Below are 14,285 nucleotides of genomic sequence, written 5' to 3' on the forward strand. Positions count from 1 at the left end.
ACACCTCCCTCCGCGGGGTAGCCGACGCGCCCTGAGCCTCCCGATTCCGGGTCGCTTTCGCGTCCGCTCCTGATCCCCCGCGAAACGGCGGTGCGCTTTTGTGCGCCCGCATCCAGTTCCACCCCCCTCTGGTGCTCGTTCGAGAGCACCTCCTCAAACCCGAAAGGGAACCCGAAATGAAGGAGAACTACCCCATGCAATCCTGGGCAAAGCGCGGACTCCAGACCGCGTTGGTCACGGGTGGGTTGTTGATGCTGGGCACCGGCATCGCGTCGGCTGACGAACAGGTCAACCCCGACACCCCTGCCTCCCCGCTCGACGCGAACGTCACCGTTCCCATCGAGATCGACAACAACGCCGTCGGCACGCCCCTCGGCCAGCTCGACGTCCCCGGCTACAAGGGTGAGGTCAGCACCAAGGCCGTCACCAAGCCGGCTTCCGACGCGATCGACGGCGTCACCTCGCCCGGCAGCAGCACCGACGGCATCGGCGGAGGGCTCCCCAGCCTCTCCGGCAAGAACGCCGTCCCCGCGCCGCTGGCCGCGAAGGACTCGGCCCGTCAGGTCAGCGGTGGGCTGACCGGTGGTGGGTTCACCACCACGGACGACATCCTCAAGGGCAACAAGGTCGTCGGCGACGTCGTCGTCCCGATCCAGATCGTCGACAACGCCATCGGCGTGATCGGCGACGCCGAGGTCGAGGGCGGCAGCCACGACCAGACGTGGTCGCACAACCAGGACGTCGAGACCACCGGTGAGGACTCCAGCCTCGCCGGGAACGTCGTGTCCCTGGACTGGGCGCTGCCCGTGCAGATCGCCGGCAACGCCGGTGGGCTCGCCGGTGGCACCGGTCGCGTGGTCGGCGGTTCCGCCAGCCAGAGCACCACCGAGACCGGCAACGTCACCACCGACGGCGAGGGCTCCGCCCTTTCCGGCAACGTGGTGGCCGGTCAGTTCGCCACCCCGGTCCAGGTCACCGGCAACGCCGCGTCCTGGATCATCGGCAACGCCAACAGCTCCGGCTACGAGGCCGAGACCGACGCCACCTCCGGCGGCTGGGTCGAGACCGACGGTGACGACAGCGCGCTGGGCGGCAACGTCGGCGCGGTGCCGATCGCCCTCCCGGTGAAGGTGAACGACAACGCGGCGGCCGCGCACGGCTCGCTCGCGAACTCGAACAGCAGCTCCGCGGCGGACGCGCAGGCCGGCGACACCACGCCCGGCTGGAGCAACGTCCCCAGCTACGTGCAGACCTCCGGCGAGGACTCGGCTGTCGCGGGTAACGCGATCGTGCCGCAGACCGCGGACGTCGCGAACGTCGGCGGCGTGGCCGCCAGCTGGGTCGGCCTGGCCAACACCGGCAAGGACGGCGGCACCAGCCACTCCAGCGTCGTCGACGCCGGTGGCTTCGTCAGCTCCGAGGGTGAAGGCTCCGCGGGCGGCGGCAACATCGTCGACCCGGCCGTGGCGGCCCCGGTCGAGGTGACCTGCATCGCGGGCACCTACATCGGCAACGTGTCCTCCACCTCGTGCGAGAACACCGTCGACGCGAACGCCGGCAACGGCAGCCACACCACGGGTGACGACTCCACCCTCGCGGGCAACGTCGTCAACACCCAGGCCGCGCTGGCCCCCGAGGTCTACGGCGTCGGTGGCTCGCACATCGGCCAGGCCGTCGCCGAGGCGACCGAGACCAAGACCGTGACCGCCGGCGGGTACGACGGCACCACGGGCAACGACTCGTCCGGCTCGGGCAACATCGTCCAGGTCCCGGCCGCGGTTCCGGCCGAGGTCTTCGGCGTGGGCGGCTCGTTCATCGGCCAGGGCTCCGGCTCGGCCGACGAGACCAAGGTCGTCTCCGGTGGCGGCGGCGGGAACACCGCCGACGACAACGGCTTCCTCAGCTCCAACCTGGGCACCGTGCCGGTTTCGCTGCCGGTGCAGGCCTTCGGGATCGGTGGCGCGTTCATCGGTCAGGGCCACGGCGGCGCGGACGGCGACACCACCTCGAACGCGGGCGGCGACGTCCACGCGACCGGTGACAACGGCGCGGGCTCGGGCAACCTGGTCTACGGCCCGGTCTCCCTGCCGGTCCAGGCGCACAACTTCGCCGCGGTGCTCGGCGGAATCGCCTCGGGCGAGGGCTCGAACCTGACCGACTCGGCGGCCGGCGGCGACGCCACCGCCAACGGTGACGAAGGCGCCCTGGCGGGCAACATCGTCCAGACGCCGGTCGGCGGCACCGTCCCGGTGACCGGCCTCGGCGCCGCCGCGGCGGGCATCGCCAAGGGCAACAGCGTGAACGACGTCATGTCGGCGGCCGGTGGCGACGCCACCACCACCGGTGACGAAGGCGCGGTCTCGGGCAACATCATCGGCGCGCAGGCGCTGCCGATCGTGCCCGTCACGCACGACGCGGTCGCGGCCGCCGGTATCGCCGACGCCGTCGGCTCCGACACCGTCGACGCCACCTCGGGTGGCGACGTCGAGACCTCGGGCACCGAAGGATCGCTCTCGGGCAACATCCTCGACATCCCGGTCGCGGCCGTTCCGGAGGTGTTCGGCGACGCCATCGCGGCGGCCGGCGGCGTCTCCGAGACCGACGCGGACAGCATGATCGACGGCCAGGCCGGCGGCGACAGCATCACCGACGGCAGTGGAGAGGCCCTGTCGGGCTTCAACTTCCACCACCCGCTGGTGTTCTCGGTTCCGCTGAACGAGCTCGAGATCCCGGTGCTGGCCATCGCGGACGAGAACTCGACCGACGACACCGAGATCAACGACGAGGAGTACACCCGCGCCTTCACTGACACGGTGGGCTCGGAGATGCCGATCGACGCGCTGCCCACCCTGCCCTTCGGCGCCCCCGCGCTGAACGGTGCCGGTGCCATGCCGTCCACCCCGGCGATCGGTGGCGCCCGCGCCGACGGTCCCCAGCTGGGTGGCCTTCAGGCCGGTCTGTCCGCCCTGAAGGGGCTGACGGCTCTCCCGACGCAGATGCCGAAGGCGGACCTGCCCGAGCTGCCCGGCACCCCGGCGCTGCCCGGTGTCCCGGCCCTGCCGAAGACCCCGGCCCTGCCCGGTGACGCCGCTCGTGCGGACGCCCCCAAGGTCGCGCAGCTGCCGGCCCTCCCGGCGCTGAACGGCCTGCCCACCGTCGGCAAGCTGCCGGTGCAGCTCCCCACGGCCGGCGCCCTGCCGACCGCGGGCACCCTGCCGGTGGCCCTCCCGACGGCCGGCGCCCTGCCGACCGCGGGCGCTCTGCCCACCGCGGGTGCGCTCCCGACCGCCGGCGCGCTGCCGGTGCAGCTGCCCACCGCGGGCACGCTGCCGGTCGTGAACAACACCCCGGCGATGCCGACCGCGCAGGTCCCGGCTCTGGCGAACGTCGACTCGTCGCCGCTGAGCATGTTCCAGCGTTTCATCGGCACCCTGACCGGCAAGAAGTTCCACACCATGTGAACCTGCCAGTCGGCTAGCGCCACTGAATGAACCGAAGCGGGCCCGGGAGTCACTCCCGGGCCCGCTTTGTCATGTCCGCCCGATCACGCGTGTCGTCCGCTCAGTCACGCGAGGCGGTGACGCGAAGGGGACTTTCGCCGCATGCGATGCGACGAAAGCGCCCTTCGCCTCGTCAGAAGCGGGGAAAGTCCCCTTCAGCCCCACGACCGCTCAGTCGGACCCGGGAGTGAACAGCGCGTCCTGGGCCGCGCCCATCGCGGTCAGCACCGCGCCTTCCAGCACCCCGCTCCCGCCGACGGTCCCCGCCCGCACCTCGGTCCGCAGCGGTGAGATCTCCGCGAGCCTGCCGCTGACCCGGGCCGCCAGCGCGTCGCCACCCGCGCGGCCGATCTCGCCGCCGAGCACGACGCAGCCCGGGTCCAGCACCGCGGTGACCGCGGCCGCGCCGATCGCGATCCGCTCCGCGACGATCTTCAGGAACTCCTCGGCGCCCGCGTCGATCGCGTAGCCGACGGCCGCGGCGGCCGCTTCGGCGTTGTCGGCCGACGAAGCGGGGATGCCGTGCTCGCGGGCGAGTTCGCAGAGCGCGGCACTGCCGGCCAAGGTGTGGAAGCCGCCGTCGCAGTCGGTCGCCGTCGGGAGCCGTCCGGGGCCCAGCATCGGCAGGAACCCGATCTCGCCCGCGCCGCCCGACGCGCCCCGCCGCAGCGAACCGTCGAGGACGACGGCCGCGCCGACGCCGAAACCGAGCCACAGCAGGACAAAGGTGTCGCGGCCGCGGGCGGCGCCGAGCCGCTGTTCGGCGGCGGCCGCGAGGTTGACCTCGTTCTCCAGCAGCACCGGGACACCCTGCCGCCGCCGGAGTTCGTCGACGAGTTTCCCGTGCCACGCGGGCAGTCCGCCGGCCGGTCGCAGACCGCCGGTCGCCGGGTCGACCAGGCCGGGAGCGCCGACGGCGATCGTGTGCAGCGCGGTCGCGCCCGCTTCGGCGGTGGTGGCCTCCAGCAGAGCGATCGCCCGCTCGACGGCCACGTCGGTGTCGACGTCCAGCGCGAACGGCAGCGAAGCCTCCGCCCGGGTCTGTCCGAGCAGGTCCGCGACCGAAACGGCCATCCCGTGGGTGCGGACGTCGAGACCGGCGAGGTACGCGCGGTCGGCGACGATGCCGTACAGCTTCGCGTTCGGCCCGCGGCGTTCCGCTCCCGCTTCGCCGACGACCTCGATCAGCCCGGCGTCCTGAAGCCGCTCGACCAGGTCGGCGACGGTCGGCCGGGAGAGCCCGGTCAACGTCTTGAGCTGGGCGGCCGTCAGCGAGCCCTCGCGTTGGAGCAGGTCGAGGGCAAGGCGGTCGTTGATGGCCCGCGCGGTACTCGGGGAGGCGGACGGCATCCGGATGGCACTCACCGTTGGATCCTCCCAGAATTAATTATCAGGTTCCCTTCCTGATAGTTTACGCTGTCGTCGTCGAGTCGTCTCATGGACCTTGGGGGCCCAGTGACCAACACAGTGGAAACCGTCGGTGCGCCGACGCGGCGGGTGCGGCAGGCGCGGGTCGCCATCGCCGCCGTCTTCGCCGTGCACGGCGCGGTGACCGGCAGTTTCGCCACCCGGATCCCGTGGATCCAGGAACACGCGGGGATCAGCGCGGGCCAGCTCGGCCTCGCGCTCGCCTTCCCCGCCATCGGTGCCTCGCTGACCATGCCGCTCGCCGCGCGGATCGGGCACCGGCTCGGCGGCAGGCTGGGGCTTCGGGTGCTGCTGGCGTACTGGACGCTGGCGCTGATCCTCCCGTCCCTGGCGGGAAACCTCTTCACCCTGTGCCTCGCACTGTTCGTCATGGGCACCGCCGCCGGTACCTCGGACGTGCTGATGAACGCCCTCGGCGTCGACGTCGAGGCGAAGATGGGCAAGTCGGTCATGTCGGGGCTGCACGGGATGTGGACCACCGGCGCGCTCGTCGGCTCCGCGGCGGGCACGCTCGCCGCGCATGCCGCGTTGGACGCCCGTATCCACTTCGCGATCGCGTCCGCGGTGCTCACCATCGCCGGGGCGCTCATCTGTCAGGGCGTGTTCGACGTCCGCAGCGCGCCCGACGAGAACCCGCCGCCACGGTTCGCGCTGCCGCCGAAGTCGGCCGTGATCATCGGTGCCGTCGCGTTCTGCGCCGTCTTCGCCGAGGGGGCGAGCCTCGACTGGTCCGCCGTCTACCTGCGCGACGTCCTCGGCACCTCGCCGGGCATCGCGGCCGCTTCGACCACCGCGTTCACCTGCACGATGGCGGTCGCCCGCCTCTCCGGTGACGCGCTGGTGCGGCGCTTCGGTTCGGTCAAGACGGTCCGCACGGGTGGCGCTTTCGCGACGGCCGGCGGGCTGCTGGTCGTCTTCGCCGCCCATCCGGTGATGGCGATGGCCGGGTTCGGGCTGATCGGGCTCGGCGTCTCCGTCGTGGTGCCGCTCGCCTTCGCGGCGGCCGGGCGCAGTGGGCCGACGCCGAGCCAGTCGATCGCGGGCGTCGCGACCATCACCTACTCCTCGGGGCTCGTCGCGCCGTCGCTGATCGGCGGGATCGCCGACCTGACGTCGCTGACGGTGTCCTTCGCGGTGGTCACGCTGCTGGCGCTCGGCTTGGTGGCGGGCGCCGGCGTCCTTCGCTCCCGTTAGTCGAACTGCAGGGAGCGTTTGGCGAGGCCGTGCCAGTAGCCGTCGATGACGGTCTCGCTCTTCCCCTCCGACGAGCTCGCGCCGAGCGAGACGAACAACGGCGCGAAGTGTTCGATCCTGGGGTGCGCGAGCGCCGCGGCGGGGGCCTTGTGCTGGAAGTCCAGCAACGCGTCGAGGTCGCCGTGGCGCAGGGTCTCCGCACCCCAGTGGTCGAATTCGCTCGACCACGACGGCGGCGCCCCGTCGGTGCCGTCGGTCTGACTCAGCGCGCTCAGGTTGTGCGTGAAGAAGCCGCTGCCGATGATCAGCACGCCCTCGTCGCGCAGCGGCGCGAGCTTCCGGCCGAGGTCGAACAGCTCCCGCGGGTCCAGCGACGGCATGGACACCTGGAGCACCGGGACGTCGGCGTCCGGGTACATCTCCACGAGCGGGACGTACGCGCCGTGGTCGAGACCGCGGTCGGGCGCGTCGTGGACCGGAGTCTCCGGCGAGCGGAGGAGTTTCCGCACCTTGTCCGCCAGCTGGGGAGCGCCGGGCGCGGCGTATTTCACCTGGTAGTAGTGCTCGGGGAAGCCCCAGAAGTCGTAGACCAGCGGCACCGTGGTGGTGGCGCCGAGGGTCAGCGGTGCCTCTTCCCAGTGCGCGGAGACGACGAGGATCGCCTTCGGCTTTTCGAGGTCCGCCGACCAGCCGGCGAGCTGGCGGGTCCAGGTGGCGTCGTCGGCGAGCGGCGGCGCGCCGTGGCTGAGGTAGAGCACCGGCGTCATGTCTGCTCCAAGTGTTTGAACTTTCAACTACCAGGATAGACGACGTCGCCGGGTTCCGCGTTATTCCCGCGCGAGGTTCGCCGCCATCCGCTCCAGTACGCCGATCGTCGTCCGGTATTCCTCGTCGCTGATGCCTTCGGTCGCGCGGGAACGGAACTCGCCGACCTTGGTCTTCAGCCGTAGATGTGCCTCCCGGCCGGCTTCGGTCAGGCCGCCCGCGTCGATCCAGCCGCGAGTCCGCAGATCCGTGACGACCGCCCGCACGTCTCCGAAGGGCGACAAGTCCTCGATGTCGATCGTGTTCAGGACCTGCCAGTGGCGACGGGTCAGTCCCTCGTCGGCGAAGACCTTTTCCATGGAAGATTCGAGGGCCTGGTGAAGGTGGGCGAACCAGAAGCCGATGGGTTTCATGGATACTCCTTCATGTAGACGGCAACTACATGTAAAAGTACATGCAACTGGTGAGGATGGGCAATGACGGACGCCGTGGCCGACGTGGAACGCGCGATGATCGCCATCCGGCGGAGTCAGGCGAGGCGGTCGCTGTCGAAACTCGCCCGCGATCGAGCCGAAGCGATGCCGGACCAGGCGGTTCAGGGCCTCCTCGACGCCGTCGAAGCGGCCGAGGAGAACGGCGAACCCGGCACCGTCACCAGCCTCGCGGCGGCGCTGACCATCGACCAGCCGCGCGCGAGCCGTCTGGTCGCGCGGGCGGTCGAGGACGGTTTCCTCCGGCGCGAAGCCGATCAGCGCGACGGCCGCCGCGCCGTTCTCGTGCTCACCGAGACCGGGCGCGCCGCGGTGACGCGTATGCACGAATTCCGCCGTTCGGTGTTCGCCGAGGCGATGGCGGACTGGCCGGACGAAGACCGTGCCGAGTTCGCCCGGCTGCTCACCTCGTTCGTCCGGAACTACGGCGCGCTCGGCGTGAAGTAGTTGACCAGGTTGCCGTCGGGGTCGCGGAACAGCAGGGACCGGTTCCCCCACGGCATCGTGGTCGGCTCCTGGACGATCTCGGCCAGGTCCGCCAGCCGCGCGTACTCCCTGTCGACGTCCTCGACCCGGAATTCGAGGATCGCGGTCCGGTTCGACTCCGGCACCGCGGCGGCGCCGCCGAACAGGGTCATCGTCTCGGCGCTGCCGATCGCCAAGGTGCACGACGGGCCGACGAGCTCGGCGAACTGCTCGGCCCGCCACCGCGCGTCGAGGCCGGTCGCCTTCTCGTAGAACCCGGCGAGCCGGGCGACGTCGTGGGTGATCACGCGGACGGAAACGAACTGCATGGCTGGTCCTTTCGATGCCGGAAAGCGGAACACCGCCACGCTAGGAGCAATACCGGGCAGGATCCGCCCGGTATTCTCAGGGCTGTGACCCGGCCCATCTCCCGCGTGCTCGCGTTGCTGGAGATCCTCCAGAGCGGCGGCACGCGCACCGTCGCCGAACTCGCGCGGCGGCTCGACGTCGACGAACGCACCGTCCGCCGCTACGCCGAGCACCTCCTCGACCTGGACATCCCGGTCCGTTCGGTGCGCGGCCGGTACGGCGGCTACCGCCTCGCCCCCGGTTATCGGATGCCGCCGCTGATGCTCACCGACGAGGAGGCACTGGCGGTCTTGCTCGGCCTGGTCGCGGGACAGCGGGCCGGGCTGATCACCACTTCGGTCGCGGCCGCCGAAAGCGCGGTCGCGAAAGTCCGCCGCGTGCTGCCCGAAGCGCTCGGCCGACGGCTGGACGCGCTGCTGGAGACCGCCGACTTCACCGCACCGGTCAGGAAGGCCCTTTCGGCCGAAGCCGAGGTGCTGCTCACCGTCGCGGAGGCGGCGCGGGGCCGTCACCCGGTCGAGCTCGCGTACCTGGCCGGACACGGCGGTGCCAGCGAACGCGTCGTCCATCCGTATGGCGTCGTCGCGCACTCCGGCCGGTGGTACCTGACCGGCTTCGACTCGGCCAGCGGCGAGGTGCGCACCTTCCGCGTCGACCGGATCGCCTCGGCCGAGGCGCGGGCCGGGACCTTCGACCCGCCCGACGGCTTCGACCCGGCCGAACGAGTGCTGACCGCGCTGGCCGAGACACCGCACCGGCACGACGTCTCCGTGCGGATCCAGGCGACGCCCGACCAGGTCCGTGCCGTCTTCCCGCCGTCCGTGGCCGTCCTGGAATCGGACGGCGACGGGGTGCGTGCCCGGATCCGGGCCCAGCGGCTCGACTGGATCCCGCCGCTGCTCGCCGCGCTCGACCGGTCGTTCGTGATCGAGCGGCCCGCCGAGCTCCGCGACCTGGTCGGCGCGCTGGCGGACCGGCTCGCGGAGCGTGCCAGGGAAAGGTGAGCTCACTTGCCGCAGAACACCTTCTTGACGAGCTTGTCCAGAGCCGCCGGGTACGACGGCACCGGGTCGTTCTCGGGGTCGCCCGCGGTGATCGACCCGGTCAGCGTCTTGCCGCCGTCGGGCGTGCTGTACATCAACGCCCCATAGCCGTTGTTGCTGCCGTTGTGATTGAGCACGATGCCGCAACCGGGGCCCAAGTCCTGCGAGAACTGTCCGAGACCGTAGAAGCCGTAGAGGCTCGCGCTTCCGGGGTGGGTTTTGCGCATCTCGGTCATCAGCCAGGCCGGGAGGAGCTTTCCGCTTTGCAGAGCGGAAAAGTACGTCTGGAGATCCTTGGTCGTCGAGATCATGTCCCCGGCGCTCGAGATCCAGGACGGGTTCTGGTGGGTGACGTCGATCGTCTTCCGCTGACCGCCGTCGTCGTACTGGTAGTAGGCGTGGGCGTACGGCTGGGGCATCCCCGGCCAGGCGCCCGGCGACAGCGTGTCACGCAGCTTGAGCGGTCGCAGGATCCGCCGGTCCAGCTCCTCGGCGAAAGGGCGGCCGGTGAGTTTCTCGACGAGCAGCCTGGCCACCACGTAGTTGGTGTTGGAGTAGTCCCAGCGCGCGCCCGGTTCGAAGACCGGGGACTTCGACACCGCCAGCCGGACCAGCTCCTCGGGCCGGTAGGTGTGGAAACGCAGGTCCACCCATTCCTTGCCGGCCCACGGGATTCCCGGCGTGACCGTCCCGTCCGGGTTGTACTGGCCGGTGTGGTTGAACAGCCCGCTCGTGTGCTGCAGCAGCATCCGAACGGTGATCCGCGAGTCCAGCCCGAACCGGGGAAGGAACCCCGCCACCGGGGTGTCGAGCCCGATCCTGCCCTCGGCCACCAGCTGCAGCACCAAGGTCGCGGTGAAGTTCTTCGTGGTGCTGCCGACGCGGAAGTGCCCGTTGGTCGGCGGTTTCGCGGTGCCGCCCAGCTCGCGCAAACCGGCGCTGCCGGTCCATTCGCCCCGCTCGTCACGGACGCGCACCTGCATCCCGCCGAATCCGGCGTCCACGAACTCTTGCATGGTCCGCTGCAGGTCCGGGCGGGCCGGTGCGGCGGACGCCGTCGGCACGGTCAGGCCCGTCAGCAGCGCGGCGGCCAGCGCCGCGGCGCCGACCCGGCGGACGATGTTCTTGGTACCCCTCAGTGATGTGCTCATGTCGACTACGTTCGCGGACCTCGCTGACACGAGGCAGTCACGCCGCTGACATGGGCACGGTCACGCGTCAGCGTGAGACGCGGGCCTCGATGCCGTCGAGCAGGCAGTCGAGCCCGATCCGGAAGGTTTCGTCGGCGTCGAGGTGGGCGGCCTCGCGCACCACCGTGGCCAGTGTCGGGAGCTTGCCGGAGGCGAAGGCCCGCGTCAGATAAGGCCCGAATTCGGCCTGCCAGCGCTTCTCGTCCATTCCGGTGGCCCGCTCCGCCCGCCGTTCGGCGATCTCCCGCCGCACCGCGCCGATCGTGTAAGCGTTGACCGCGGCGACCACCGGCATGATCGCGTCCACGCCGAGGTCGTTCAGCTCGGCCATCACGGCCTCCGCGCTCGCCATCGTCTGCGGCCCGAGCCGCGGCCTGCCGCCCAGGAGTTCGGCGAGCCATTCGTGCTCCTGCACGGTGCGCCGCATGGCTTCGGCGAAGGATCGCAGCGTTTCCCGCCAGCCCTTCCCGGCAGGCCGGATCTCGGCGTGGGCGGCGTCGACCATCAGGTCGAGCAGCTCCTCCTTGCTGTCGATGTAGCCGTAAAGCCGCATCGGGCCGACGTCCAGCGCGGTCGCGATCTTGCGCAGCGACACCGCGTCCAGGCCGTCCGCGTCGGCCAGCTCGATCGCCGTCCGCACGATCCGGTCCCGGCTCAACGGGGCCAGCGCCGGCCTGCTCGGTGGCTCCGGCCTCTCCCACACCAACATGCCGGTGACAATACAACGCATCGCGCGATACAGTGTATTGATCAATACACTGTATCGCTGGAGGGGAACCATGACCATCGCCATCGTCGGAGCGGGCCTCGGCGGCCTGGCTCTCGCCCGGGTTCTGCACGTCAACGGCGTCGAGTCCGTCGTCTACGAGCGTGAAGCGTCGCGCGAGGCGCGCGGCCAGGGCGGCATGCTCGACATCCATTCCGGTCAGCCGGCGTTGCGCGAAGCCGGGCTGATCGACGGGTTTCTCGCGATCGCCCGCGGCGAGGGCCAGGACATGAAGCTCCTCGAGTCGGATGGCACACTGCTGTTGCAGGAGGACACGCCCGACGACGCCCCGCTCGCCCGGCCCGAAGTCGACCGCGCCGACCTGCGTGACCTGCTGCTGGACTCCCTCCCGGACGACACGGTGCGCTGGGGGCACGCCTACGAGTCCGCGGAAAACGGCGTCGTGCGCTTCGCCGATGGCAGGAGCGCGACGTACGGCCTGCTGGTCGGCGCCGACGGCGCGAACTCCCGCGTCCGCGCGCTGCTCACCGACGCCCGTCCGGCGCATCTCGGGCAGAACATCGTCGAGGTCGGGATTCCCGACATCGACCGCACGCACCCCGGCCTCGGGGCGATGGTCGGCCGCGGCAACTACTGGGTGTTCGGCGACGGAGTGTCCTTGGGGGCGCAGCGCAACGGCGACGGCCGCGTCCGCATCGGCCTCAGCTTCTACAACACCGGCGAGGACTGGCTCGCGACCAGCGGGATCCCGTTCGACGACCCGGCCGCCGCCAAGGCACGGCTGATCGAGCTGCTCGCGGGCTGGGACGCGAGGTTCATCGCGCTGATCGAGGCGTGCGACGACGTGGTCGTGCCGCGGTCGCTCACCACCCTGCCGCTCGGTCTCACCTGGGAGCCGGCGCCGGACGTCACCCTGCTCGGCGACGCCGCGCATCTGATGCCGCCGGTGGGCGAGGGCGCCAACATGGCCCTGCTCGACGGCGCCCGGCTCGGGCTGGCGCTGGCCGCGCACCCGGACGATCTCCCCACCGCCGTCAAGGAATACGAACGCGAGATGTTCGAGCGCACCGGCGACGCCGCCCGCATGTCCGCGCGGGTGCAAGAAATGCTGATGTCGCCGAACGCCGCTCGGCGGATGCTCGCGTTCTTCCAGCCGGACTGAGCTCGTTCACCCGGTCAGGCAGTGCTGCACGAGCGGACCGAACGAGGCGACCAGTTCGTCGACGGACGCCGAGGCGATCGGCTCGACACGCACGATGTACCGGGCCACCGCGAGCCCCAGGATCTGGACGTTGACCATGCTCGCTCGCCGCAGGGCGTCCGGCGTGCCGAGCAGCGCCGCGATCCGCCCGGTGATCTCCCGGTCGATGAATTCGCGCAGCAGCGCTTCCGACTTCGGGTCGGTGGGCGCCGACCTGGTCAGCATGACCAGCGGCGTGCGGTCGGACTTGTCGAGGTTCTCCAGCAGCGTCCGGACGACGCGCTCGCCGAGGGTGCCGAGTTCGCCGTCGAACAGCGACTCGATGGCGGGCGGGACGTCCTCGGACAGTTCGATCACCGCGCCGAACAGACCCTGTTTGGTGCCGAAGAAGTAGAAGACCATCGCCGGGTCGACCCCCGCCGCGGTGGCGATGGCGCGCACGGTCGTGCCGCTGTACCCGTTCCGGTCGAACAGTTCGCGGGCGACCTGGAGGACCCGCTGCTTGCTCTCCGCGCCGGACCGCCACCGGCCCGGACGACGGTGTCCGTCGTGCTCTGTCATGGCCGCCGAAGCCTAACACTCTTTCTTCATCGCCTGATGGAGTTTTCCCGTAGGGTGTTCTTCATCAGGCGATGAAGAATGGGGTGGGGTCGATGGGGCTCGACATGCTGACGCGGAAGTCGGTGTCGTTGTTCGACGCGGTGGGCGGCTGGCGCACGGTCGCCGAAGGTGTCGCGTCGCGAGCGCTGTTCCTCGTCGCGTACCTGGCGACAGGAAAGGTGTCGACGTCCGCGCTGATCACCGTCGGCGGCGTGCTCGTGTTCGCCGTCGTGCGGCTGTACACCGACCGCAAGGTCTGGCAGCCGGCGATCGGGCTGATCGTGGTCGGTGTGTCGGCGCTGCTCGCGGGGAAATCCGGACAGGCCGTCGACTTCTACCTGACCGTTGTCCTCGCGCAGACCGCCGGTGGCGTGCTGTTCCTGCTGTCCATGCTGGTGCGCCGGCCGATCGTCGGAGTGGTGCTGGGCACGGTGCGCGGCGAACGCTCCGCCTGGCGGCGCGACCGCTCCCGTCGTCGGCGTTATTACCTGTGCACGGCGGTTTTCCTGGCGAAATTCGCCATCGCCGCGGCGGTGCTGGTGCCGCTGTACCTGGCCGAAGCGGTGGTCCCGCTCGGCATCGCCGCGACGCTGCTGGGCGGCGCGCCCGCGGCGGGCGTCTGCGTCTACCTGTGCTGGCGGATTCTGCGCGAGCGAACGGTGGCGTAAGCTATGAACATAAAACTAATCTGTTCATACGTGCACAGGAGCAGGGATGCCGACCCCGTTCAGCGCTGAGGACCGCGCCCGGATCACCGAGCTGCTCCTGGACACCGGACGTCGGCTGTTCGCGGTCCAAGGTCTGCGCAAGACCTCCCTGGACGATCTCGTCGACCCCGCCGGAATCGCCAAGAGCAGCTTCTACGCCTTCTTCGATTCCAAGGAAGCGCTCTATCTGGAGCTGATGCTGCGGCAGGCCCCGCAGCTGCACGAACGCTTGGCGGAGGTGCTGGACGAGGCCGAAAACGCGCGCGCCGCCCTCGGCGGTTTCCTGCGCGCCACCGTGCGGATGCTGGACGAAAACCCGCTCTACCGGCGGCTCGTCACCCATCCCGAGGAGATGCGGGCGGTGGCCCGGCGCATGGGCCCGGAGGAGATGGCCAGGGCGGAGCGGATGCTGCCGCTGCCCGGGTTCCTGGAAGCGGCCAGGGGCAAGGGGCAGCTCGTCGAGGTCGACGACGACGAACTGCTCGGGGTGCTCCAGGCCGTACTGCTGCTGCCCATGCATCGCCAGGACCTCGGCGAACAGCGCTACCCCGCCGTGCTCGACAGGCTCATCGACATCGTGGCCACAGGGCTGACCAAGGAGTGAG

14 protein-coding genes are annotated in these 14,285 nt (G+C 70.6%); 7 read left to right on the forward strand and 7 right to left on the reverse strand.

All coding sequences use genetic code 11. The features are described from left to right. Window positions 1-194 precede the first annotated feature (194 nt). On the forward strand, window positions 195-3,461 hold the full coding sequence (locus ACFWMR_RS00680) for a beta strand repeat-containing protein (protein ID WP_378375783.1): 3,267 nt from the start codon (window positions 195-197) through the stop codon (window positions 3,459-3,461). A gap of 210 nt (window positions 3,462-3,671) precedes the next feature. Here ACFWMR_RS00680 and ACFWMR_RS00685 read toward each other — a convergent pair whose 3' ends face one another. Beyond that, window positions 3,672-4,865: an ROK family transcriptional regulator gene (locus ACFWMR_RS00685; protein WP_378375785.1), complete on the reverse strand. Its 1,194-nt coding sequence runs from the start codon at window positions 4,863-4,865 to the stop codon at window positions 3,672-3,674. A gap of 90 nt (window positions 4,866-4,955) precedes the next feature. On the opposite strand from ACFWMR_RS00685, the gene ACFWMR_RS00690 reads away from it, so the two are divergent. Then, entirely contained in the window at window positions 4,956-6,122 is a 1,167-nt protein-coding gene (locus ACFWMR_RS00690; RefSeq protein WP_378275648.1) for an MFS transporter, read from the forward strand. On the opposite strand, the gene ACFWMR_RS00695 is transcribed toward ACFWMR_RS00690, so the two are convergent. Continuing rightward, window positions 6,119-6,889 carry a dioxygenase family protein gene (locus ACFWMR_RS00695; RefSeq protein WP_378375787.1) on the reverse strand — a complete coding sequence of 257 codons (771 nt, stop codon included), beginning with the start codon at window positions 6,887-6,889 and terminating at the stop codon, window positions 6,119-6,121. The two genes, ACFWMR_RS00690 and ACFWMR_RS00695, sit on opposite strands and share 4 nt — an antisense overlap. Window positions 6,890-6,949: 60 nt before the next feature. Then, the gene (locus ACFWMR_RS00700) at window positions 6,950-7,300 is read right to left on the reverse strand and encodes a MarR family winged helix-turn-helix transcriptional regulator (RefSeq protein WP_378375789.1); all 351 of its coding nucleotides are present in this window, start codon (window positions 7,298-7,300) and stop codon (window positions 6,950-6,952) included. A 63-nt stretch (window positions 7,301-7,363) separates the two neighbouring features. On the opposite strand from ACFWMR_RS00700, the gene ACFWMR_RS00705 reads away from it, so the two are divergent. Beyond that, entirely contained in the window at window positions 7,364-7,825 is a 462-nt protein-coding gene (locus ACFWMR_RS00705; protein ID WP_378275645.1) for a MarR family winged helix-turn-helix transcriptional regulator, read from the forward strand. Here the strand turns inward: ACFWMR_RS00705 and ACFWMR_RS00710 are convergent. After that, window positions 7,801-8,172, reverse strand: coding sequence for a VOC family protein (locus ACFWMR_RS00710; RefSeq protein ID WP_093935137.1), 372 nt, complete (start codon window positions 8,170-8,172; stop codon window positions 7,801-7,803). The two genes, ACFWMR_RS00705 and ACFWMR_RS00710, sit on opposite strands and share 25 nt — an antisense overlap. An 84-nt stretch (window positions 8,173-8,256) precedes the next feature. On the opposite strand from ACFWMR_RS00710, the gene ACFWMR_RS00715 reads away from it, so the two are divergent. Then, window positions 8,257-9,216, forward strand: coding sequence for a helix-turn-helix transcriptional regulator (locus tag ACFWMR_RS00715; RefSeq protein ID WP_378375790.1), 960 nt, complete (start codon window positions 8,257-8,259; stop codon window positions 9,214-9,216). A 2-nt stretch (window positions 9,217-9,218) separates the two neighbouring features. Here ACFWMR_RS00715 and ACFWMR_RS00720 read toward each other — a convergent pair whose 3' ends face one another. After that, window positions 9,219-10,406 carry a serine hydrolase domain-containing protein gene (locus tag ACFWMR_RS00720; RefSeq protein WP_378375792.1) on the reverse strand — a complete coding sequence of 396 codons (1,188 nt, stop codon included), beginning with the start codon at window positions 10,404-10,406 and terminating at the stop codon, window positions 9,219-9,221. 67 nt (window positions 10,407-10,473) lie between these two features. Beyond that, window positions 10,474-11,154 carry a TetR/AcrR family transcriptional regulator gene (locus ACFWMR_RS00725; protein WP_378375794.1) on the reverse strand — a complete coding sequence of 227 codons (681 nt, stop codon included), beginning with the start codon at window positions 11,152-11,154 and terminating at the stop codon, window positions 10,474-10,476. A gap of 70 nt (window positions 11,155-11,224) precedes the next feature. On the opposite strand from ACFWMR_RS00725, the gene ACFWMR_RS00730 reads away from it, so the two are divergent. Next, entirely contained in the window at window positions 11,225-12,334 is a 1,110-nt protein-coding gene (locus tag ACFWMR_RS00730; protein WP_378375796.1) for an FAD-dependent oxidoreductase, read from the forward strand. A gap of 6 nt (window positions 12,335-12,340) precedes the next feature. Here ACFWMR_RS00730 and ACFWMR_RS00735 read toward each other — a convergent pair whose 3' ends face one another. Beyond that, window positions 12,341-12,934, reverse strand: coding sequence for a TetR/AcrR family transcriptional regulator (locus tag ACFWMR_RS00735; protein ID WP_378375798.1), 594 nt, complete (start codon window positions 12,932-12,934; stop codon window positions 12,341-12,343). A 71-nt stretch (window positions 12,935-13,005) separates the two neighbouring features. On the opposite strand from ACFWMR_RS00735, the gene ACFWMR_RS00740 reads away from it, so the two are divergent. Both ACFWMR_RS00740 and ACFWMR_RS00745 read left to right on the forward strand, forming a co-directional pair. Further along, a complete protein-coding gene (locus ACFWMR_RS00740) occupies window positions 13,006-13,641 on the forward strand; it encodes a DUF3159 domain-containing protein (protein ID WP_378375800.1) in 636 nt (211 codons plus the stop codon). A gap of 46 nt (window positions 13,642-13,687) precedes the next feature. Continuing rightward, window positions 13,688-14,284, forward strand: a complete 597-nt coding sequence (locus ACFWMR_RS00745) for a TetR/AcrR family transcriptional regulator (protein WP_378275638.1) — start codon at window positions 13,688-13,690, stop codon at window positions 14,282-14,284. Window position 14,285: the final 1 nt, after the last annotated feature.

This window comes from Amycolatopsis thailandensis, assembly GCF_042723255.1.
Classification (GTDB): Bacteria; Actinomycetota; Actinomycetes; order Mycobacteriales; family Pseudonocardiaceae; genus Amycolatopsis; species Amycolatopsis thailandensis.